Here is a 21,051-nt window from a genome sequence, read left to right as displayed (position 1 = left end):
AAAAATGCATCTTAAGCCAAGTGAAAATAGGTGTTATAAATAGTATTTATAAAGAAAAGATGTTACAATATGTGATATACAAACAAGGAGGATTTTAGGTGCCAAATCTATTTGAGAAAATACCAGATACACTATTTAATGTCCTATCCTCCCCTAATCGAAAGATTTACATCGATTGCTTATTCATCATTTATGATGCAACTAATTCAGTGGAAGACTCCTTCCAAGGTGAAAGAAACTTCGTAATCAGTAAATTAGTGGACTATTTTGATGAATTAAAGGATTCTTTTGAAGTAGAACATGAAGAGACTTCTACATCACGCCAAAAAAGTGTGGCGACTATTAACGTTTTAAAAGAGAACGGTTGGTTAGGTGAAGAAGAATTAGGGGACTATAAAACGTCTTTAAACCTTTTTGATTATTCAATTAAAATCCTCGATATTTTAAAAAGAATTCAAATGGACGAACAAACTGAGTATACCGGTGAAATTTACACCGTCTACTCTCTTTTGTCGTCTTTTGACATTCAAGATGGTTTAACAATCATTGAACAGGCTTATCGTAAGATTGATGATGTTTTAAGAAAGTTAAAAACATTAAAAGCTAACATCTATCGTTATTACTACGATTTAGTTAAGCGTCAAAAACAAGATAAACTACAAGATGTTTTAGAAAAACTTTTAGTTGATTATAAAAATAACTTCTTTGATAGTGCCTACTATCAACTAAAAACAACTGACTCATTACCTCGTTATAAACGAGCAATTTTAGAAAAAATTGGTCATATATATCAAAATGACCAATACTTAGATGAGATGACTAATCAAGCAATTGAAGCTAGACGAAAGATTGAGTATAATGATGCATTCAACTATGTTGAAGAACGTATTCGTTACATCAAAGATTCAGTGGATGCGATTGAATACTTGATATCAGCGATTGATACAAAGAATGAACTTTATATTAATGCTGCAGCATCTAAGATTATGTTCTTAACCAACACATCTGATAACCTTGAAGGTTTATTAAATAGACTCTTTAAGATCATCTTAAAAGAAAAGTCATTTGATTATTCATCCATCTTCAATTTAACTAGAGCTAGAAACTTAGATGATAATTCTCTATATACAGAACGTCGTCCAAGACTAGATCCAGTTGCAGAAGATGTAAACTTTGAACAAGAAATCCCAGATGATGTAAGAGAAAGAAAACTTGCATCCTTAATGAAAGCATCTATCTTTAGTAAGGCAGAAATTAATAAACATGTGTCAAACCTATTAGAAGATGTGGACTATATTAAAGCATCCGATGTGCCAATTGAATCAAATGAAGACTATGTTAAATTAATTTTAATTTTCTTATTCTCTAAGAGTGTTGGTATGAAATATGATGTTAAATTATTAAATTACGATGTGAGAATCGGAGAAATAAAATTTAATGAATTTGAAATCTTTAGAAAAGGAGTGAAACGATGATTGCAAAAAATCAAGCGATAAAAGTTTTAAACGATGAATTTCCAAGCTTAAAAGAAGCTGAAAAACAAATCTTTTCAAGAATCGTTAATAAACTTTTCCAAGTTAACTACATAACAAGAAAAAAGATTGGTGATGCGAATGACTATCGTTTCATCCTAGCATATAAAGATATATTTTCAGCATACTTTAACCTGGCTGATTTTGAACTTGAAATCAAACGCCATGAAGAAGTTGTTTATATTAAAAATGAATCGTCATTTAACCATTTGAGACTTAAAAAAGAAGAATCCATCTTACTGTTAATCATTCGTATGATTTATCAAGCAAAAATGGAGCTTGTTACTTTAGATGAAAATGTTGAAGTTTACTTATCTGACATCCATTCTGAATTAGCAAAAATTGGTTATTTAGATAATAAACGTATGACAAAAGAAAAACTAAAACCAAGTCTACAACTATTAAAAAACTACAATATCATCGACTTTATGGATAAGAGATTACATGATGATGCAAGAATCAAGATTTATCCAACTGTGTTATTTGTTGTAAACGTTGATTCAATTAAAGAAGTTTTAGACCATTTAGACCAATACTTACAAGGAGGTAGTGATAATGAAGAGATTGACGAAGATTAAACTCGTAAACTGGCATTTATTCTCTGACCAAACTATCTCAATTAAAGATAACACATTAATCTCTGGTGAAAATGGTTCAGGTAAATCAACACTACTTGATGCGCTTCAATATTTACTTGTTGGTGCAAAATCTGGTGCTAAGTTTAATATTGCAGCAACCGATGAAGCAAAACGTACTTTAGAAGGTTATGTTCGTGGAAGAATTGGTGCTGAAAATAAAGAGTTTTTACGTCCTGGAGATGTGATTTCTCATGTAGCACTTGAATTTTATGATGAACAAAATGACCAATTTGGTATTATTGGTGTTATTTTAGAATTACCAAAAGGTGGAACTTTAAAAGAAAGATTCTATCTCTTAGATAATTTAAACATTCATGATGGTATCTTCTTAGATAAGAAAAAACCAAGAGATTATCGTTCAATGAAAGCTTATTTAAAAACACTTCAAATTGAACTAGATCCATTTGATACACAAAAAGAATATCGTGATGCACTTGCTAAATACTTTGGTATTGATGCTAAAAAATATGCAAAGATTTTACCAAAAGCTTTAGCATTTAGACCGATTGATTTACAATCATTTGTTTTTGAATTTTTACTTGATGATGATCCGATTGATATCCAATCACTTAAAAATAACGTCACACAATTAAAGCGTGTTGAAAGCCAAATTAGACTTGATCGTGAAAAACTAGAAAAATTAGACAAAATCGTTAAACTTGGTGAATCGCTTACTTCAAACATCGATCAAATTAAGATCAATGAAATGATCGAACAGATGGCGTTTATTGAAAAAAGAGAATATTTCTTAGCACATGCTAATGAACATATTGATAAAATCAATGCAAGATATGAAGTTTTAAAGAAAGATAAAGAAGATTTAGACCACCAAATCGAACAAAATGATGAAACTATTTTAGAATTAGAACAAGCTAGAGGTTCGAATGATGTTACCCGTACTCTAATGAATTTAAAAGATCAATTAGAGAAGAAGGGCGAACAGTATAACGAACAAAAACGCCTTGTAGCAGAACTTAAAGACACATTAGACAAGGAATTAGACATTTACCGTGACTTTGTTCAATTGAATCCAAATACCGCAATTTCAGCGTTTATTAAGTACTATTCAGGTCATGAAGAAAACTCTAATCCGTTAGAATTAACTTCATATCTTGAAGGTGCAGCTGCTGCATCCAGTGGTTATTTAAGTGCCTTAAATGTTGAAAAGGCAGAATTAGAACGTGAAAGAACAAGACTTTTAAATGAACTAAATATTGCACAAGCAAGATTGAATTCATTAAGAAGAAATGTTAAAACATATCCAAGAAATGTTCAACAATTAATTGAAGCAATCAACACTGACCTTTCTGCATACTATAAGAAAGAAGTTAGAGTACGTCCTTTATGTGAATTAATTGAAGTTAAAGATGAATCATGGCGTAATGCTTTAGAGGGATACTTGGGTGGTCAAAGATTTGACTTAATTATTGACCCATTATACTTTAATGATGCACTTGAAGTTTATGACAGAGTAAAAACAGAATTACAAATTTATGGTGTTGGGTTAGTTAACACAGCTAAACTTGGTGAATATAATAATATTCTTCCAAACTCTTTAGCATCAAAAGTAATGACTGATCACCCACATGCAAAAAACTATGTAAACATGTTAATGGGTAATGTAGTTACAGTTGAGAATTTAGCTGATTTAAAGAATTACTCAAGATCAATCACTAAGACAGTAATGACTTACTCAAATCATACTGCTAGACAAACAAATCCTAAATCATATGAAATTCCATATATTGGTCAACAAGCCACAACAATGCAAGTTGAATTAGATCAAAAACTTGTACGTGATCTTCAAAATGATTTAGAAAGATTAAATGTTCAAATTGATAGAAATCAAAAAGCTTATCGTTTAATTAATGGTTCTAGATTATCTCAAATTCTTTCAACTAATCAAGTTAGATTCTTTGAAACCATCAAACAAGTTCGCCGTGAATTTATTGATTTGGAAGAAAAAGTTAATAATCTTGCTAAAAACCCTCAATTTACAGAACTTGAAGCACAACTTCAAGATGAACGTAATAAGAAACGTCAATTAAGATTAGACTATGAAAAACTATCTGATAAGATGGCTGACCTTCGTAGTGAAAAGACACGTATCTTAGAACAAATTGAAGAAGCTAGAACAAATCTTGATGAGTATTTAGCTGAACAAAAAGAATTACATCAAAAATATCCAACATTAATTAACACTGCATACCAACAGTTTAACGCGTTAAAAGAGAAGTATCAAAATAACTTCGATTTAATTAGCCGTGATTTAGCACAATCAACAGTTGCAATCAACTCACAAAATGCGAAAGCTGAAAATGAAGTTGTTAATTTGATGCGTGTGTATATTGCAAATTATCACTTTGGAGCAGCTCCCGATATTAGTGAATTGATTCACTTTGAAAGAGAAGCAAATCTAATTCGTGATAATAACTTAATGAAATACGAACAAGAAGCGATTGATTTACGTAGAGCTTCTGAAATCGGATTTAGAGAAGAATTTGTTGGTAAACTTAGAGCTTCCATCGAGGCAGCACAAATTCAAATTGATGAATTAAACATGGCTTTAGATGGTAAGAAGTTTGGTGCTGATAGTTACCAATTAATTACTAAACCATCAGAAAACCCAGAGTTTAAAACTTATTACGACATCATTATGGGTAGTGATGCAATCTTTAATCACACCTTATTCACAGAAAACCTAACAAAGAAACACGAAGTCATCTTAATGGAATTATTTAATAAGATTGCTTCATTTGATCCAGAAAATGATAAGTTTGCATTACAATTCTTAGACTATCGTTACTATATGAGTTACGATATTGAAGTTACATCAGAAAATGGTAATAAATCATACTTCTCTAAAGTATCTAGAGAAAAATCTGGTGGTGAAACTCAAGTTCCGTTCTATATTGTTATTGCAGCATCATTCCAACAATTATTAACTAAGAATAGAAGAGTTGATTCTGGATGTATTGTGTTATTTGACGAAGCATTTAATAACATGGACGAATCAAGAATTGACGCGATGATGAAATTCTATAATTCATTATCTATTCAACTATTTATTGCAGTACCGCCTCAAAGAGTTTCTAATATTATTAACTATGTCACAACTTCACTAGCAATTGTTAAAGATAATGACTTTGCGATTGTTGAAGCATTCAACAGAGAGGTTATATAATGGAAAACAAAATTTTTGGTATTTCAACATCAAATGGGATTGCAATTGCACAAATACATCATTTAAATGAATTACCATTGATTCAAGTTGGTAAACTTGGAAAAGGGTATGATATTGAAGTTAAAAGACTAGAAGCTGCTTTATTAACTGCTAAGAAGGAACTTACTTCGCTTTATCAAGATATTGAAAAATCAGTTGGTAAAGATCAAGCAAGTATCTTTAATGCACAAAGTCTGATGCTTGATGATCCAATGCTTAAAGAAGAGACTTTAAAGAAGATCAAAGAAGATAGTACTTCTGCAGAATATGCATTCCGTCAAACAATTTCTGAAATGATTGACCTTTTTGAAGCAAGCGAAAACATGTATATTAAAGAACGTGTTGCAGATTTAAAAGATATCATGAGAAGAGTCTTAGCACATCTTACAGGTATGAAATCTTCAAAACACTTAATTAATAAAGATGTAATTTTAGTCGCTGATGAAATCATGCCAAGTTTAACTGCTACTTTGGATAAAAAATACATTAAAGCGATTGTTACATTAAGTGGTTCTAAAACAAGTCACGCAGCAATTCTTGCGCGTCACTTAGGTATTCCTGCAATTTCAGGCATTGATGTTTCGAAACTTCCAGAAAATCAATTAGCAATTGTTGATGGTAAAAAAGGATTTATTATTTTAGATCCAAGTGAAGAAGAGGTTCAAATTTTTAAAGATAAACAAAAACAAATTATTAAAGAACAACAAGTATACTTAAAACTTAAAAATCAAAATGGTAAAACTAAAGATGGTAAAGAAATAGGTATTCTTGCAAATATTTCAGAACCAATTGACATTGAAAATGCCAAGGAACAAGGTGCAATGGGGGTTGGTTTACTACGTACTGAAAATCAGTATATGGAATCAAGTGATTTCCCGACTGAGGATGAATTAACTAACTTCTATTTAGAAGTTGCATCTAACTTTAAAGATCAAAAAGTAGTTGCAAGAACATTAGATATTGGTGGCGATAAAGAACTTCCATATCTATCAAATAGAGGCGAATTAAATCCATTTTTAGGTAATCGTGCAATTCGTTATAGTCTTTCTTATCCATCACTATTTAGAACGCAATTAAGAGCACTTTTAAAATCAAATAAATATAAGAATCTTTCTATCATGTTACCTATGGTAACAGTAAAAGAAGAATTGGATGAAGCAAAAAAGGTTATTGATACAGCAATTTCTTCATTAAAAGAAGAATTTGTGGATGTAAATTTACCAAAATTTGGTATCATGATAGAGGTGCCTACAGCTGCACTTCATATTGAAACTTTAATTAAGTATGTAGACTTTGTAAGTATTGGTACAAATGATTTGATCCAGTATTTATTTGCAACCGACAGAACGAATGAAAAGGTAGCAAATTTATATCAACCTTATCATCCAGTTGTCTTAAGAACAATTAAAAATATTGTTGATGTTGCACACAAAGCAGGTAAGAAAGTCTCAGTATGTGGTGAAATGGCATCCAATCCAAAACAATCCTTACTCCTTGTTGGTTTAGGTGTTGATGATCTCTCTATGAATGCAAATTCTATTGCAGAGATTAAATATCTAATTTCTAAAGCAGACAATAAAAAACTTCAAAGTATTGTTAGCGAAGCATTAACTTTAGAAACAAATAAAGAAGTAAGTGAATTAATTGAACAATATTATAAAGAGCTAGCTGACTAGCTCTTTTGATGGAACAATACTCAAGTGGCTGAAGAGGTACGCTTGGAAAGCGTATAGGTCTGTAAAAGGGCGCGGGGGTTCAAATCCCCCTTGTTCCGCCATATTAGCACAACAGTGTTGATACAATAGTATCAACTTTAAAAATAGGAAAATAGGGAGATAATCCCTTTTTTCTTTACAGACCATCAGTTAATAAATTGAATAACTGTGATAGATTGTATAATGCTCTATTTCTGGACTTTATAGAAACACGAAAGCTCAATAAAAACACAAAAGGTTAAATCTTTATCTGATTTAATTAGAACAATTGATGAGTATATCTATTGGTATAATCACGATAGAATAAAATTAACTCTAGGTGGTTATTCCCCAATACAATTTAGACTCATGAATCAACAAATATGATACAATAACTACAAAGAACATAAAGTACAAGAAAATGGTATCAGTTCAAAATTGGTGGGAATTCTGGAATTCGGATTACTACTATCAAATCATCGGTCAGTAATATTTTGGTTATAGTAATTAGAAGATAACTTGTAGACTATAAAACGAAAACAAGTAGCAGTGACTATTAACTAACAGAGTCACTGCTACTTTATAAGTCAAGTCATTAAAATACTTGTATAATAGCATCTGAAAGGATTAACATTGAAGAAAACTTTATTGATAATCGGTGTTGCAATTTTGTTATTTGCATTGGATATGATTTTAACAATTTACTATATTCAAAATTATTACCATCTTGTTGGTGAGGGAAATCCACTGGCATCAACAGAATATGGTTATTTGATTTTGCCTGTGAATGCCATTTATTTGATTTTCATTATCATAGCAGCTATTGTTATGGGTAGATATAAAACCATCGTGTTAAAATCAAAAAGTGTTCTTGATTATATTAAAAATCTATATTTAAGTAAACATAATAATTTCATATTTGTGAATGGATGTTTTACTTTGATCATCGCATCATTTGTTTCAAGAGCAACCGCCATTTTTGATTGGCTTGTTTTTGGTTTCTATAAAGAAGAGTTTTTTCAATCTCGGTATGCAATCATTCGTTCATTAATGCCTTTAGGAAGATATGATGTTGTCACCGGCATAATAACAGCAGTTATAGCAATTCCTTTCTGGTTTTATATGGAATATATAAAATCATCCTTGCAATTAAAAAGGGATCAATCCGAATGAACGATATAGGAAAGTAATTTCAATAATACGCCAAATAAAAGAGGATCAAATTGCTCATGTGAATCATCTTTTTAAGTTTGAAAGATACATTGAGATTATTTCCAATTAAATATCCGATATTCTTTCACATATTTTTCTATAGTTTTGTCCTTGTTGGGATTGTGTCTAATAAATTCTTTATATTTGCCTAGATTATCTACTATTCGCATTTTACATTCTGGTTTAGATTGCCATTTTATGTCTTTTTCAACTTCAAGTTCTACAATGAATATATAAATTTGTTTAATGCTTAAACATTTATTTTCATCATCAATCAAGATATTACATTTATTCAAATATCTCCAGTGTGCTTCATTTTTAGGATTGTATAGGTTAGCTTTTATCCATTTTCTTCCAATGGATATAATTTGAATCGTAACTAAAGCTCGATAGTAACAATTCCACTTAAATTTCTCTGTTAATTCCGAACCAACCAGTTCAGAATGAAGCTGGAACATTTAGATCTGTATGTCTGAATTGTGATAGTAGGTGGTTTTCTGCATATGAAAACGAATCAAGTTTACTGAATTTTAATAAACTAAATAAGACGGAAAAAACTAAAATGCTAGCTCAAATCTATCTTAAGAGTAGTCTATTAAAAAAATACACAGAAAAAGCAAGTGCTTCTTTATCAAAAAAGAGTACGCTTTTAGTGCTAAGAATTGGGGATTCTTACGTGCACACTATTGCGTACTCTTATTTAACCATTTATAACAATTAACATATTTTAATTCAGAATTAACTAAAAGAGGATTAGAAATATGTAGTGAGTTGGAAAGAAAACTCAATAAAAGTGTATATTTCTTATTACCCTTAACTCAATTTGAGATTAATAAAAAAACTGAAAATATAGAAAAATCCCCTAAATGTGGAGAAAAATTAAAAGTTCTTGAATCAACTACATGTATTGACAAAGTTTGTCACACATGCAGATTAGGTTTTATAGATAATTAAATGAATTAGTGTATTTCTATAAAAATAGGTGACTTTGACCTGGAAAAAATCATAAATTACTTGTTGATTTTCATGCTTAGTAATCTTAATTAAAAATAGAAGAAATAGGAGAAAAGAAATGCTTATTAAAAAGTTTTTTAAGAAAATTGGTGAAGAGAAAAACTGGACCTTTGGAAAGTACTATACATTTGGTTATGAAAATGATTATTTTGTACAAGTCAGACATGAGGGGATAAGTAAAGTTATTTTAATTCACTACCAGCTTGAAGGAAATAATGAAAAATTGAATATGTTACAGATTGTAGTTAAGGAAAATATGAGAAAAATTAAAATTAAGGACTATCAAGTAAATCAAGATGGGATAGTAATCTTTCCAAATGAGTTTTGGAGGACATTAAATGCAGAAAAACTTCAAAGTATATTGGATTTTGTTATTCCAAGACTAATTGAGATTGATCTAAAACCTTCTGTGGAAGATGTGGTTATTGAAGAGTGAATAATCTTTTTTTAAATTATCACAAATAGAACGGTTGAAAAGCAAGATGAATCATATATTTTCAATATAGTTTTATTTTGATGGAATGTATAGGGTAAAAACAACAGTTATTATCATTTTCTCCTTTGTGAAGCCGTTTTTAACAAAGGTATAAAAATATTAACATAAGGGTACGAACTTTTTTGAGGGGGGTACGAAATTGTATCAAAATTGTCGCTCTAACACATATAATAAGCAAAGGTTTGATACAAATTTTGTGTCAAACTTTTTACTTTACAGCATAATCAAATTATGATATGATATGCATATATGAGAGGTGGTTAATATGAACATTATTAGACCTTCGGCTGACTTAAGAAATAAGTATGCTGAAATTTCAAAACAAAGTAAAGATGAACAAAAGCCAATCTATATCACAGTCAATGGTAGAAATGATACAGTGCTCATTAATCAAACGGTTTATGAACAACAAATGGCAGAATTAGAGCTTCTTAAGATGCTTGCAGAAGCTGAAAGCGATGTTAATAGAGGCGATGTTATTGAAATTGAAGAGGCTTTTAAAACCGTTAAAAGTCAGCTTAATAAAAGTTGATCATGTATAAAGTAAAAATGACATTGAGTGCTCAAAATGATTTAAGTAATATTACTTCGTTTATTTTTTTGGATAGTGGTGACAAAGATCAAGCGCTTGACTATCTTTCAAAAATTGAAAAAACGATTTTATCTTTAAAACAATTTCCCAATAGAGGGTCGATACCTAGGTACAGACTGCTTGTTTTACAAGGGTATAGATTTTTAGTTGTAGAGAGTCATCTTATTTTTTATAAGATTAATGAAGTATCTAAAGAAGTCATTGTATATCGTATTCTCCATTCTAAACAATCGTATCACCGATTCTTGTAGTAAAGGACATCTCGATTTATAGGAAAAACTCAAAAAGATTAATATTTATTAAGGGGAGTATTTATGGCAAAAAAACTTGTTGAGTATTACGATTATACATTTGCTTTAAAATTATCAGAAAAATTAAAAAGTGCTGATCATTTGTTTAGAACTGATTTGTTTTTGGATTACTTAAAAAACAATCTAGCAGAAGAAAGTTTCTTGCAAAGACAAGATCTGTATGTTAACGCACTTGAGATGTCTTTGTCTGGGAATTATCTTAAACATCTAGAAACGTTTAAAAAAATATGGGGGCCTGAACTAAAAAAAGAAACAGGAATGTTCACTGAAGGTTGGTGGTTATGGCCAATGGGTAGATTTATAGAAAAACACGGTTTAAAAGACGAAATAGCAACATATGACTTCTTATATGATTTCACTAAAAGACAGACAGGTGAATATGCAATAAGATACTTACTTGTTAAAAATCCTTTAAAAACAATGAATGTTTTATTAAAATGGAGTAAGGATGTAAATGTTCATGTAAGAAGACTAGCAAGTGAGGCAGTGCGTATTGCTTTACCTTGGTCATTTAAAACTACGGTTGCCTTGAATTATTTCAATATTTATGAGAAAATTCTTACTAACCTTAAAGATGATAAATCTAAGTTCATCCAAAAAAGTGTTGGTAATAATTTAAATGATTTATACAAACATGATCCAAATTTGGCATTCAAAGTTATTGATGAGTGGCAAAAAGAAGCACTCACTGATGCAACAAAATGGATTATTAATCATGGATTAAGAAGTCGTAAGATCAAAGAATAACACATCGCATATAGCGAGATTTAAACCTCTAATAATATTCCAAAAACTAAGGGTGCTAATCTTGTATTAAAATTAGTATCCCAACACATATTAGCACGACAGTGTTGATACAATCGTATCGACTTAATGAATTTTGAAGATAGGGAGATAATCCCTTTTTTCTTTCAATAAAACAAGTCTATAAGTCATTGTATAAATGTGATTTGTAGACTTGTTTCTTTTTTACTCTTAATAAAAACACGAAAGGTCAATCAAAACACGAAAGAAAAAGGATTTCTAATACACTGATACTAATCAGAATCTAGGAAAGCCTTTAATAAATTAATTTATATCAAATAGAGTGTTATCCTTTATAATATCAACTTTACTTGTAGACTCGTTTATAGTAATATCCTCAGTTGATTCATTACTGAATCTACCTCTTTTTTGAACACGTGAACGTTTCTCTATTTCTTCAGGTGTCATTTAAGAAGAAACATTTAATAAAACTTCTTCCAATTTAGAATTAATATTAATATTTCTCTCGATTTTTCTTCTAATAATACCATAACATCCGACGGGAGAAATATATATATATATCTTTTGGTACATCAACAGATAAAACGTCTTTTAAACTAGATTGAATAGTGGTGTTAGGTATAACTGTACAATTTAGTATTAAACCATCACTAATTGCTACAGTGTTTTTACCTAAATCAATATATATACTTTCGTCATTTATTTCTTAAATGGATAGATTTGCATTAGATTTTAATATAGTTTGTTTTAAACTATAACTGTCATCACTATAGTCTATTTGTTTTCTTTTTATCTTTCATGTGATCCCTCCTGCATACACTTATATTGTATCAAAGTACAGGTTTTTGGTATCAGCTCAGATTTCAAGATGTTAAAGATGCGTTTCGCGATAAAAAATGATTAACTTACGACAAATGGGTTACTATTAATTTCATTTTATGATAAATTGAATTTGGTTGGTGAGAAAAAATGAAAATAAATTTACAATGTCATCCAAGTAAATATCAAGAAATCGAACAAGAACTTATAAGCCACGGGTTTGTTATCACAGAGGATACCGATTGGCTATTAATAGATACAACCTTTAAAAGTAGACGTATCCACATTAAAACCTCTGAAGGTGTTATATTGATCGATAATGATCATTTAATAGCGCTTGAAAGCTTTGATCATATCATTCATATTCATACACTAGAGAAGTCATTCGATGTCAGAAAACCTTTAAAAGAGATAGAAACTGACTTGCCAGACGATTTTCTTAGGATTAGTCGGAGCGTCATTATCAATAAAAATCATGTAAAACATATTAATACTCTGACTGGTCAAAAGTTTAACATACAAACAACTAGAGATATGAGATTTATTGTGACAAAACTCTTTTACAAGTTGTTTATTGAAAAAATGGATTTATAGGAGGATACCATGATTAAGATTATTGACAACAACGGCATAGTACTACTTTATTTAGCCGTATTATCTATTTTAATATACACAATATACCTTGTATTTTATAATTGGTATATTGAAAAAAGACTCAATAAAAAAATCAAGAAACTAAGGTTATTTGAACCCATTAAATGGATTCATTTTGCCTCAATTCCGTTAACGATTCTATACTTGATTTCCCAAACAGTTATGATGGTATACACAACAGAGAGTAATAAACATAATCTAAACTTATTGAAATCCTACACCCCCGTTATCGAAGACGTATATGTTCAAAAGAATGTTGAACACGCATATGTGAGTACATATAGAGATATTATTATAGAAATTGAAGTAAGCATGGATCAATATTCTACCTATAATAATCAAATAAGTTTCCCATCTGTTGTGCTACTCATTAATAACTCATCTTATGAAATCAAAGATGTAACATTTGAGAATAAAATGAATATCACCGATAATACCGCTTTAAATCTGAAAGTGCCCTTTCCAGAAACCTTGAAATCAGCAGGTGTTTATGAAATCCGTTTATTGAGTCTTGAGGTGTATTATATTGAGCATAAAGTCTTTAAAAGCTTTAGTGTAGAATCATCTCCTTTTTCAATAGAACTTATAGATGAAGAGACCTATCAACTAGATTTTATTCTTGGAGATATCGTTCTTGGGACAGTTGAATTAGAAGTTGGTATGTCATTAGCTATGTTTTGGTCCGAAAATCCAAATCACCAAACTCATCTCGAACAACGTGTAAACTATTATGTAACATATGTGAATGATTTGATTCAAGGACTTCATATTCTATTTGAGAATAAATGGGAGTTTAATGGGGATGTGCAAATATCAGATATCATTTTTGATGATTATGAGGTGTATCCTATTGTTTATAACCTTGAATACATTTTAGAGGATATTTCATTGGAACTTATTAGTACAAATGGAATAGATAATCCTTATCGAAATAACGACTTAAAAGTATCTTTAGGAGAAGAAACCCTTCTCAGTTGGACACCTATAAGAGACCATGCGTTTACATATAAAACAGTGATTAAATCCGACTCAAACGAGTATATTGATATCAAAGGTTATAATGCTATTACAGGATTAAAACCAGGATCAACCGAAATAGTTGTAGAAATCAATTTAGGTTTCTTAAAAATCGAAAAAACAATCGAGATTGAAGTCATACCGTATAAGGCATTTTATAATATTAGAGGTGAGGTTGTATACTTAAAATATGATTTAGACACAAATAAGATAATTGAACCTCTAGACGCGCCATCTAGTCATGTTATAGATGCATTTAACATTGATAGTGAGCAACATGGGTATTATAATGCTATGGATATTATGCCACATATTTCTGATTTTCTAATTATAGATACGGTTGGTATCTACGATATTGTATTAGTTATTTATGATACAACTTTTAGTAAGGATGTTATAAGAATTAATCACGATACATATAATCCTTTGACAAACACACTTACAATTACTAAAGGACAAACGGATAGAATCCTATTTGATATCAATTTTGATTTATTAACAGAAGTAGAAGAACAGTATTTCAGTAGAGTTGATACTTATCACCGTGGCGGATCATTATCGAAATATGAAGCCGGAAACACTTATTCAATTACACTATATATCGTCTTAGATGGGTATTATACTATTGGGAAAGTTATTAATCTTGAAGTGATTTAAACACTTGTTAACAATTTAGTAATTTATAGGGATTAAATAGGCAATTTTTGTGACAAACCTTTTAGATAACCAATGCCTAGAATACTAGAAGAACACTTAGGATGTTATGAAAATGAGCGATAATAGAATAAGTGATTAACAAATGATGTAAGTCTATTTATTCATAAATTGATAAAGAATAATTTACTAATGTTTACTCTAAAGAAAAGAAGGGTATGATGAAATGACTAGTGAGATTCGAACACTATTGCTAGAGTTAGATTGGAATAACAAAGAAAAACAAAATAGAGCAATTAAGGCATTATCAAATAGGAAAGATTATGATTTGAAAGTGCTAATATCACCATTAGAAGTTGAACTTTATGATACTAATGAAATATGGTGGAAAGATGTTGCTGAAGGTTGTGCTATCGTCATAAGTAATAAGTCCGATGGTGAAATCATTAGCCTATTACCAGGTCTTCTTGTTTGGTTACAAGATTTGAACTGGCCTGGTGCAACAATCATTTTGGATAGACTAAAGAAGATTTTGTATTCGAAAATAGAAGTATATGTAAATCAGGCAATAACTAAAGCCAAAGAAGATAATGATGATCAATGGGTCGAATGGTTAAACCTACTTAGGAAATAGAACATTAAGAAAAGCAAGCGGTAGTAATTCACACTTGCTTTTCTAATATTAGACCTTATGGGGTTATTCAATTATCTAATCAGCCAAATCAGTGATAAAAAGAGTAATTTCAGTGCTTATCGATTCATATTCATAGTCATGAACATAATGTGGAGAGTCGAGTATGATGATCGTTCTATTGATGTTCTTACTTACGAAATTAGTCTGAAATCCTTGCCAAGTCTCTTTGGAAATTATATGAAAAAAACAGAGATGCTTATACAAATGCTAAATCTGATTTCGTTAATAAATATACTGAATTAGCTAAAAAATTATATCAAAATAAATATTTTATCTAATATTTATCTTTTTTTTACGGAGGAAATACCCTTGAAAACTGTATTAAAGATTATTAAATGGACTCTGATTTCGTTGGGGTCATTATTTACACTCTTACTGATTGGTTTAACGATTTATTCATCAACAGCATATAAACCACTGGATGAAATGTATGAAGCGATTGATGCACTTGATACCGAAGTAGTTGAATTTAAAGAAGAATTTGATAGTTACCGTTTAACTGTTAATAATCCTAAAGCTCAAATCGTGATTATTCCAGGAGGATTAGTCTATACTGAGAGTTATTTATTTTTAGCATTTAAGTTATCTTTAGAAGGATATAATGTCACAGTTTCAAAGGAACTTTTCCATTTAGCAATCCTTACTCCAACATATACAGAAAAATTTATATCAGATAGTTTACCCAATATTATCATTGGGCACTCATTAGGTGGAACAGTTGGTGGAATGATTACATCTAGTCATACAAATGTTGATCATTTAATATTACTTGCAAGTTATACAACCACTCCGATAGATAATGCATCCGTACTTTTAATAACTGCTCAATATGATTTAGTTATGAATAAAACGGCGTATACTGAAAGTTTATCAAATTATGCAAATTATGAAGAAGCAGTTATTGAAGGTGGGAATCATGGTGGTTTTGGTTGGTATGGAGCCCAAAAAGGTGATGGCATAAATACGATAAGCATCTTTGAACAACAACTAAAAGTTGTTGAAATAATAAGCACATATTTAGAAAATAACTAAACAAAGGAGACATAAGATGAAAAATTACACAATGACACATGTGAGAAAAATAGAAGAACTGAGCTACATGATACTTTAAACTTAACTGGTGCAGAGATTTCTGTAAATAATTTAAGTGCTGGTAGTTTTGTACCATTTGTACATGCACATAAAAAGAATGAAGAGATATATTTTATTATTGAAGGTAATGGTCATGTCATCATTGATGATGAAAAAATAGAACTTACTGCTGGAGACTGGATTAGAATTTCTCCAAATGGTAAAAGACAATTTTTTGCAAGTCAAGATTCAGGGATTTCATATGTTTGTATCCAGGTGCGTGAGAATTCACTAGAAGGATATTCTCGCACAGATGGAATTATTTATTAATAAGTAAAAAAGGTGACTCCAAGTTTGGAAGTCACCTTTTTATTATTTGAAATATATTATTTTATGAACGGACATTATCAATCATAGTATTGATTTTATCAATATTTGCTGCAGATAATGTAGTTAATGGAACTAAATGATTAGTTGCATTTTTGTTGTAATAAGTTAAGTTAGCAAGTGCCCAGTTATGATACCATTCATCATCACTGTTTAGATTTGCAACAATTAAGTCATATGCTTCAACTAAAGCAGTTGCATAACCAACAACTTCACTGTTTAAAGCAACCATTTCAGAATCTAATAAGAAGTTAATAAATTCATGAGCCATATCAACTTGTCTTGAAGTATTTGGAATAACTAAGTTATCCATAAAGCCCATTGTAGTCTCAGGAATGTAAATATCAAATAAGGCTTGAACTTCCTCTAATGTTTTACCTTCTTCTAATTGAATGTATAAACGGTCAAGATAGTCACCTGTATAAACAAATGCCATATCTAAGTTATTAGATTCAACATTACGTTTAAGCATATCATCAGCCCATTCAGTAAAGTTAGCTTGAATAATTGCATTTTCTGCAGCAGCAAGTGATGCAGTTGTAACTGTATTAACATCTTGTTCTAAATAGAAAGAAGCAGCTGCATAAGCATATTGTGGAACATCATACATACCACGTCTAACATTAGCTGGTGTTAAACTTGGATCAAAATAAGCAGCCCAACCATGTGTTTCAAGTGCAGTTTTTAAACCAGGAACACGGTTGTTATAGATGATACCAAATGAACCCCAGAAATAAGGTACTGCATAATCTGTGTAATCAACAGTTTTACCGGTTCTAGCAAGTGTAGTAGCAGTCATAGCTTCGAAGATATCATTAACACCATCCATATATGTTACATTTGAACGATTTGGTAATTTTGAATAATCAAGTTTGATTAACATATCTTCATCGACCATACGCTCAATCATATAATCCGATGGGATTACAATATCATAAGCAGTTGTGCCACTTTTAATTTTTGAGTAAAAAGATTCGTTTGAGTCAGTGACATCGATTGATACACGATATCCAGTTGCTTCTTCAAATGCAGCGACGACATCATCATTGATGTATTCACCCCAGTTAAGAATACGTAATACGTCTCTTGAATCACATGCAGCAAGCATAGCGACAGAAACGATAGCAAACATTGTGATAACTAATTTCTTCATTTTTTCTTTCCCTTTCTCTTTCTTTGTAATAATTGTACGGTTATTAATCCTATGAGTGTAAATAGGGTTAATAGAGTAGAAAATGAGTAGACTGATGGTGTTAAATTACGACGACCAAGTACACCATAAATCCAAATTGACAGATTATCATACCCAGCACCAGTAGTGAAGAAACTGATGACAAAGTCATCAATACTCATGGTTAAGGCAAGAATCATTCCAGAGAAGATACCTGCTTTAATTGCTGGCACAATAATTAAATAAATTGCTTTCTTAGGTTTGATACCTAAATCTTGAGCTGCATCTATTAAATTAGGATCAAGCTCTTTTAATTTTGGTATAACACTAAGAATTACATAAGGTAATGTAAAGAATAAATGTGCAAGTACTAAAGTTGTAAGTCCGAAGATATCAGGGAATATGATCATTAAAAATCTAAACATAATCATTAATGAAAAACCAGTCACGATATCAGCATTTAAAATAGGTACATTATTTAAGAACATAATTCTACTGCGAGCTTTCTTTGGTAGATTATAAATACCAATCGCAAAGAGTGTTCCTAATACAGTTGCTATTGTTGTTGCAATTGCAGAAACTAAAAATGTGTTTGAAATTGCATTTAATAAGTCAGGTTCGTTAAAAATATTTAGGTACCATTCGAATGTAAAACTATCAAATGAAGAAGTATTTTTACTTGAATTAACTGACTGTATAGCAATGACAATAATTGGTAGATAAAGTAAGAAAAGCATAGTGACTGTAAATACAATCGAGAACACTTTACCAATTGGTTTTAAAAATGAATAATCTTTATAGCCATAATCTGAAACTTTTGCTTTTTCATATTGATTTGTCATAATAAAGTTTCTCCTTCCTTGTCGAATTTACGAATTAGCAGGATGGCTGCGAAAATAATTAATAACATTGATGCAGCAAGTAAAGCACCATCATTAAAAATTGTGTAATTGAATTTTGTTTCAATGATATTTCCTAAGAAAACCATGTTACCTCTAGATAAAATCTTTGGTATGGCAAATCCTGAAAAGGTTGGTAAGAATACCATGATCGCACCAGTAATCACACCTTTAAATGAAAGTGGGAATGTCACATAAAGAAATGTCTTTAATGGAGTTAATCCTAAATCAGAAGAAGCTTGGCCTAAACTTGGGTCAATCTTTTCTAATGCGGTATAAATAGGTAGAATCATGAATGGTACATATGTGAAGACCATACCAATTAAAATACCGGTTGGTGTACCAATTAAGCCACCTAATGGGCTAAAACCAATTAAATCAACTAGAATATTGTTTTCATTCATAATGTTTGCTAATGCATCAATTCTTAAAATGAGGTTGCTCCACATTGGAAGAATCATAATTGTCATGATTGCGAATTTATTGTTAAACTTGCTTCGATAAATAATATATGCAAGTAAATATCCGATAATAAAACTGATAATAGTTGTTAAAAAAGCATAAGTTAAACTATTTGAGAAAGCAGTGACAATAGATTTCTCGCCAAACATATCAAAATTCTCTAAAGTGAAATTAATATTTGAGAACGAAATATTTGATGTCATATCTGTGAAGCCTAATACAATTAATGCAAGCATTGGAATAAAGACTAATACCATAATCCAAATTGTATAAGGTTTAGATAGATGTTTATAACTATTTACTGTCATTTGAAACCCTCATTAAATGAATTTCATATGGGTCCACTTTCAATCCGATTTCGCTGCCAAGTTCGAATGATTCATAATCACTAACTAAAACTTCTTGATTATCTACATTAACAACAAGTTCATTATGAACCCCTTTAAATAGCGAGAAGGTTACTAATCCTTTAATTGTTGCTTTTTCAATTGGAACAACGTCAAAGTCTTCAGGACGAATAACAACATCAACTGCATCACCAATGTTAAATTCATCGTAACCAATGTATTTAAATTTACTACCTAAGAAAGTTACTTCGTTTTTGTCTGTTATTGTACCTGGGTAAATATTTGTTTCACCAATAAATCTTGCAACATAACGATTAACTGGTTCATTATAGATTTTCTTAGGTACACCGATTTGTTCAATAACCCCATTGCGCATAACGACAATACGATCTGACATTGTCATAGCTTCTTCTTGGTCATGAGTTACAAAAATAAATGTAATACCTAATTTATTTTGCATTTCTTTTAACTCATATTGCATGTTTTGACGAAGTTTTAAATCAAGTGCTGCTAATGGTTCGTCAAGTAGAAGAATCTTCGGACGATTGATTAAAGCTCTTGCAAGTGCAACACGTTGTTGCTGACCACCTGAAAGTTGATTAATTTTACGTGTATCATAACCTTCAAGTTTCACTAATTTAAGCATAGATTTAGCATCTTCATAAATTAATGTATTGATCAGTTTACGGATATTTTTTTGATCTTTTGCCGCTGCAATTCGATCCTTATAAAAATCTTGCAGATAACTAAGTGGGCGATGATTTAAACCAAATGCCACATTATCAATTACATTTAAATGAGGAAATAATGCATACTTTTGGAAAACAGTGTTAATTGGTCTAGCATATGAAGGAATATCAGAAAAATCTTTACCTTCAATGAGAATAGTTCCTGAATCAGGATTCTCAAATCCACCAATCATTCTTAATGTTGTTGTTTTACCACATCCTGAAGGACCTAATAAAGTTACAAACTCGTTTTTGTAAATCGTTAAATTGATGTGATTTACAACAGCTTCTGCATCGAATATTTTACTAATATCGATGAGTTCAATTAAAGGTTTTTTATCCAATGTCGGACTCCTATAATAATTAATTTTACAAGCAATAATTATATACTAATTTTTACAGTTTGCAAGCATAATATTTCAGCATTTTTTTAATTTATTAATCTCTTAAAATTCAAGTTTTCAACAAATGATTTTGACAGCCTCATAAAGCCATTATTATAATCAGAGGACTAAATTGATTTAACACATAATTTAAGCATTTTTTAGAGAGTAAGCATTAACCTCAGTTTAGAGTGTTTCATTGTTGAATAATGTTAAGAGTGTTTTTGAAATTATCAAATCAGTTTTATAGTTTAAATAAAAAGAAAAAAAGTTAGCCTAATAAGCTAA

Annotated in this window: 19 protein-coding genes, 1 tRNA gene and 2 pseudogenes; 17 read left to right on the top strand and 5 right to left on the bottom strand. The window is 30.3% G+C overall.

The window, feature by feature from the left end:
- The first annotated feature begins 98 nt into the window (after positions 1 to 98).
- From PG914_RS00825 to PG914_RS00795, 7 genes are all read left to right on the top strand, one after another.
- Entirely contained in the window at positions 99 to 1,475 is a 1,377-nt protein-coding gene (locus tag PG914_RS00825) for a Wadjet anti-phage system protein JetA family protein (RefSeq protein WP_488821783.1), read from the top strand.
- Positions 1,472 to 2,110 carry a DUF4194 domain-containing protein gene (locus PG914_RS00820; protein ID WP_488821782.1) on the top strand — a complete coding sequence of 213 codons (639 nt, stop codon included), beginning with the start codon at positions 1,472 to 1,474 and terminating at the stop codon, positions 2,108 to 2,110. The genes PG914_RS00825 and PG914_RS00820 overlap by 4 nt, the downstream gene beginning before the upstream one ends.
- The gene (locus PG914_RS00815) at positions 2,088 to 5,354 is read left to right on the top strand and encodes an ATP-binding protein (protein ID WP_488821781.1); all 3,267 of its coding nucleotides are present in this window, start codon (positions 2,088 to 2,090) and stop codon (positions 5,352 to 5,354) included. The genes PG914_RS00820 and PG914_RS00815 overlap by 23 nt, the downstream gene beginning before the upstream one ends.
- On the top strand, positions 5,354 to 7,069 hold the full coding sequence (ptsP, locus tag PG914_RS00810; protein WP_488821780.1) for a phosphoenolpyruvate--protein phosphotransferase: 1,716 nt from the start codon (positions 5,354 to 5,356) through the stop codon (positions 7,067 to 7,069). Before PG914_RS00815 ends, ptsP begins: the two co-directional genes overlap by 1 nt.
- A 10-nt stretch (positions 7,070 to 7,079) precedes the next feature.
- Positions 7,080 to 7,170: transfer RNA gene (locus PG914_RS00805), tRNA-Ser, on the top strand.
- Positions 7,171 to 7,330: 160 nt separating this feature from the next.
- Complete coding sequence (locus PG914_RS00800) at positions 7,331 to 7,474, top strand: IS3 family transposase (RefSeq protein ID WP_488821844.1); 144 nt, start codon at positions 7,331 to 7,333, stop codon at positions 7,472 to 7,474.
- A gap of 246 nt (positions 7,475 to 7,720) precedes the next feature.
- On the top strand, positions 7,721 to 8,260 hold the full coding sequence (locus tag PG914_RS00795) for a hypothetical protein (protein ID WP_488821779.1): 540 nt from the start codon (positions 7,721 to 7,723) through the stop codon (positions 8,258 to 8,260).
- Between the two features lie 95 nt (positions 8,261 to 8,355).
- Here the strand turns inward: PG914_RS00795 and PG914_RS00790 are convergent, their stop codons facing one another.
- Positions 8,356 to 8,757, bottom strand: coding sequence for a hypothetical protein (locus tag PG914_RS00790; protein WP_488821778.1), 402 nt, complete (start codon positions 8,755 to 8,757; stop codon positions 8,356 to 8,358).
- Positions 8,758 to 9,371: 614 nt separating this feature from the next.
- Here PG914_RS00790 and PG914_RS00785 point away from each other — a divergent pair.
- The 10 genes and pseudogenes from PG914_RS00785 (at position 9,372) to PG914_RS00740 (ending at position 16,716) form a co-directional block, all read left to right on the top strand.
- Positions 9,372 to 9,749 carry a hypothetical protein gene (locus PG914_RS00785; RefSeq protein ID WP_488821777.1) on the top strand — a complete coding sequence of 126 codons (378 nt, stop codon included), beginning with the start codon at positions 9,372 to 9,374 and terminating at the stop codon, positions 9,747 to 9,749.
- Positions 9,750 to 10,074: 325 nt separating this feature from the next.
- Positions 10,075 to 10,341: a type II toxin-antitoxin system prevent-host-death family antitoxin gene (locus PG914_RS00780; RefSeq protein WP_488821776.1), complete on the top strand. Its 267-nt coding sequence runs from the start codon at positions 10,075 to 10,077 to the stop codon at positions 10,339 to 10,341.
- A 2-nt stretch (positions 10,342 to 10,343) separates the two neighbouring features.
- Entirely contained in the window at positions 10,344 to 10,652 is a 309-nt protein-coding gene (locus PG914_RS00775; protein ID WP_488821775.1) for a type II toxin-antitoxin system RelE/ParE family toxin, read from the top strand.
- Positions 10,653 to 10,715: 63 nt separating this feature from the next.
- Positions 10,716 to 11,459 (top strand): DNA alkylation repair protein, encoded by a 744-nt coding sequence (locus tag PG914_RS00770; protein WP_488821774.1) that lies wholly within the window; start codon positions 10,716 to 10,718, stop codon positions 11,457 to 11,459.
- Between the two features lie 987 nt (positions 11,460 to 12,446).
- Entirely contained in the window at positions 12,447 to 12,890 is a 444-nt protein-coding gene (locus PG914_RS00765) for a LytTR family DNA-binding domain-containing protein (RefSeq protein WP_204434111.1), read from the top strand.
- Between the two features lie 9 nt (positions 12,891 to 12,899).
- Positions 12,900 to 14,624 (top strand): hypothetical protein, encoded by a 1,725-nt coding sequence (locus tag PG914_RS00760; RefSeq protein WP_488821773.1) that lies wholly within the window; start codon positions 12,900 to 12,902, stop codon positions 14,622 to 14,624.
- 223 nt (positions 14,625 to 14,847) lie between these two features.
- Complete coding sequence (locus PG914_RS00755) at positions 14,848 to 15,255, top strand: DUF5071 domain-containing protein (RefSeq protein WP_488821772.1); 408 nt, start codon at positions 14,848 to 14,850, stop codon at positions 15,253 to 15,255.
- Between the two features lie 206 nt (positions 15,256 to 15,461).
- Positions 15,462 to 15,593, top strand: a pseudogene (locus PG914_RS00750) (GrpB family protein); the annotation flags it as partial.
- Positions 15,594 to 15,624: 31 nt separating this feature from the next.
- On the top strand, positions 15,625 to 16,347 hold the full coding sequence (locus tag PG914_RS00745; protein ID WP_488821771.1) for an alpha/beta hydrolase: 723 nt from the start codon (positions 15,625 to 15,627) through the stop codon (positions 16,345 to 16,347).
- 16 nt (positions 16,348 to 16,363) lie between these two features.
- A pseudogene (locus PG914_RS00740) lies at positions 16,364 to 16,716 on the top strand (cupin domain-containing protein).
- A 61-nt stretch (positions 16,717 to 16,777) separates the two neighbouring features.
- On the opposite strand, the gene PG914_RS00735 reads toward PG914_RS00740, so the two are convergent.
- The 4 genes from PG914_RS00735 to PG914_RS00720 are packed head-to-tail and all read right to left on the bottom strand — an operon-like array spanning position 16,778 to position 20,724.
- Entirely contained in the window at positions 16,778 to 17,926 is a 1,149-nt protein-coding gene (locus PG914_RS00735) for an extracellular solute-binding protein (protein WP_488821770.1), read from the bottom strand.
- Positions 17,923 to 18,786 (bottom strand): ABC transporter permease, encoded by an 864-nt coding sequence (locus PG914_RS00730; RefSeq protein WP_488821769.1) that lies wholly within the window; start codon positions 18,784 to 18,786, stop codon positions 17,923 to 17,925. The genes PG914_RS00735 and PG914_RS00730 overlap by 4 nt, the downstream gene beginning before the upstream one ends.
- A complete protein-coding gene (locus tag PG914_RS00725) occupies positions 18,783 to 19,613 on the bottom strand; it encodes an ABC transporter permease (protein WP_488821768.1) in 831 nt (276 codons plus the stop codon). The genes PG914_RS00730 and PG914_RS00725 overlap by 4 nt, the downstream gene beginning before the upstream one ends.
- Positions 19,600 to 20,724 carry an ABC transporter ATP-binding protein gene (locus PG914_RS00720; RefSeq protein ID WP_488821766.1) on the bottom strand — a complete coding sequence of 375 codons (1,125 nt, stop codon included), beginning with the start codon at positions 20,722 to 20,724 and terminating at the stop codon, positions 19,600 to 19,602. Before PG914_RS00720 ends, PG914_RS00725 begins: the two co-directional genes overlap by 14 nt.
- Positions 20,725 to 21,051 lie beyond the last annotated feature (327 nt).

The sequence above is a fragment of the Acholeplasma sp. ORD1043 genome (genome assembly GCF_057808485.1).
The sequence above is the reverse complement of the archived record's forward strand: the minus strand, read 5'-3'. Positions and strand labels throughout refer to the sequence as shown.

Coding starts and splice junctions, on each gene's coding strand:
- PG914_RS00820 (WP_488821782.1), top strand. CDS start 1,472: ATGATTGCAAAAAATCAAGCGATAAAAGTTTTAAACGATGAATTTCCA.
- PG914_RS00815 (WP_488821781.1), top strand. CDS start 2,088: ATGAAGAGATTGACGAAGATTAAACTCGTAAACTGGCATTTATTCTCT.
- ptsP (WP_488821780.1), top strand. CDS start 5,354: ATGGAAAACAAAATTTTTGGTATTTCAACATCAAATGGGATTGCAATT.
- PG914_RS00790 (WP_488821778.1), bottom strand. CDS start 8,757: ATGTTCCAGCTTCATTCTGAACTGGTTGGTTCGGAATTAACAGAGAAA.
- PG914_RS00785 (WP_488821777.1), top strand. CDS start 9,372: ATGCTTATTAAAAAGTTTTTTAAGAAAATTGGTGAAGAGAAAAACTGG.
- PG914_RS00780 (WP_488821776.1), top strand. CDS start 10,075: ATGAACATTATTAGACCTTCGGCTGACTTAAGAAATAAGTATGCTGAA.
- PG914_RS00775 (WP_488821775.1), top strand. CDS start 10,344: ATGTATAAAGTAAAAATGACATTGAGTGCTCAAAATGATTTAAGTAAT.
- PG914_RS00770 (WP_488821774.1), top strand. CDS start 10,716: ATGGCAAAAAAACTTGTTGAGTATTACGATTATACATTTGCTTTAAAA.
- PG914_RS00765 (WP_204434111.1), top strand. CDS start 12,447: ATGAAAATAAATTTACAATGTCATCCAAGTAAATATCAAGAAATCGAA.
- PG914_RS00760 (WP_488821773.1), top strand. CDS start 12,900: ATGATTAAGATTATTGACAACAACGGCATAGTACTACTTTATTTAGCC.
- PG914_RS00755 (WP_488821772.1), top strand. CDS start 14,848: ATGACTAGTGAGATTCGAACACTATTGCTAGAGTTAGATTGGAATAAC.
- PG914_RS00735 (WP_488821770.1), bottom strand. CDS start 17,926: ATGAAGAAATTAGTTATCACAATGTTTGCTATCGTTTCTGTCGCTATG.
- PG914_RS00730 (WP_488821769.1), bottom strand. CDS start 18,786: ATGACAAATCAATATGAAAAAGCAAAAGTTTCAGATTATGGCTATAAA.
- PG914_RS00725 (WP_488821768.1), bottom strand. CDS start 19,613: ATGACAGTAAATAGTTATAAACATCTATCTAAACCTTATACAATTTGG.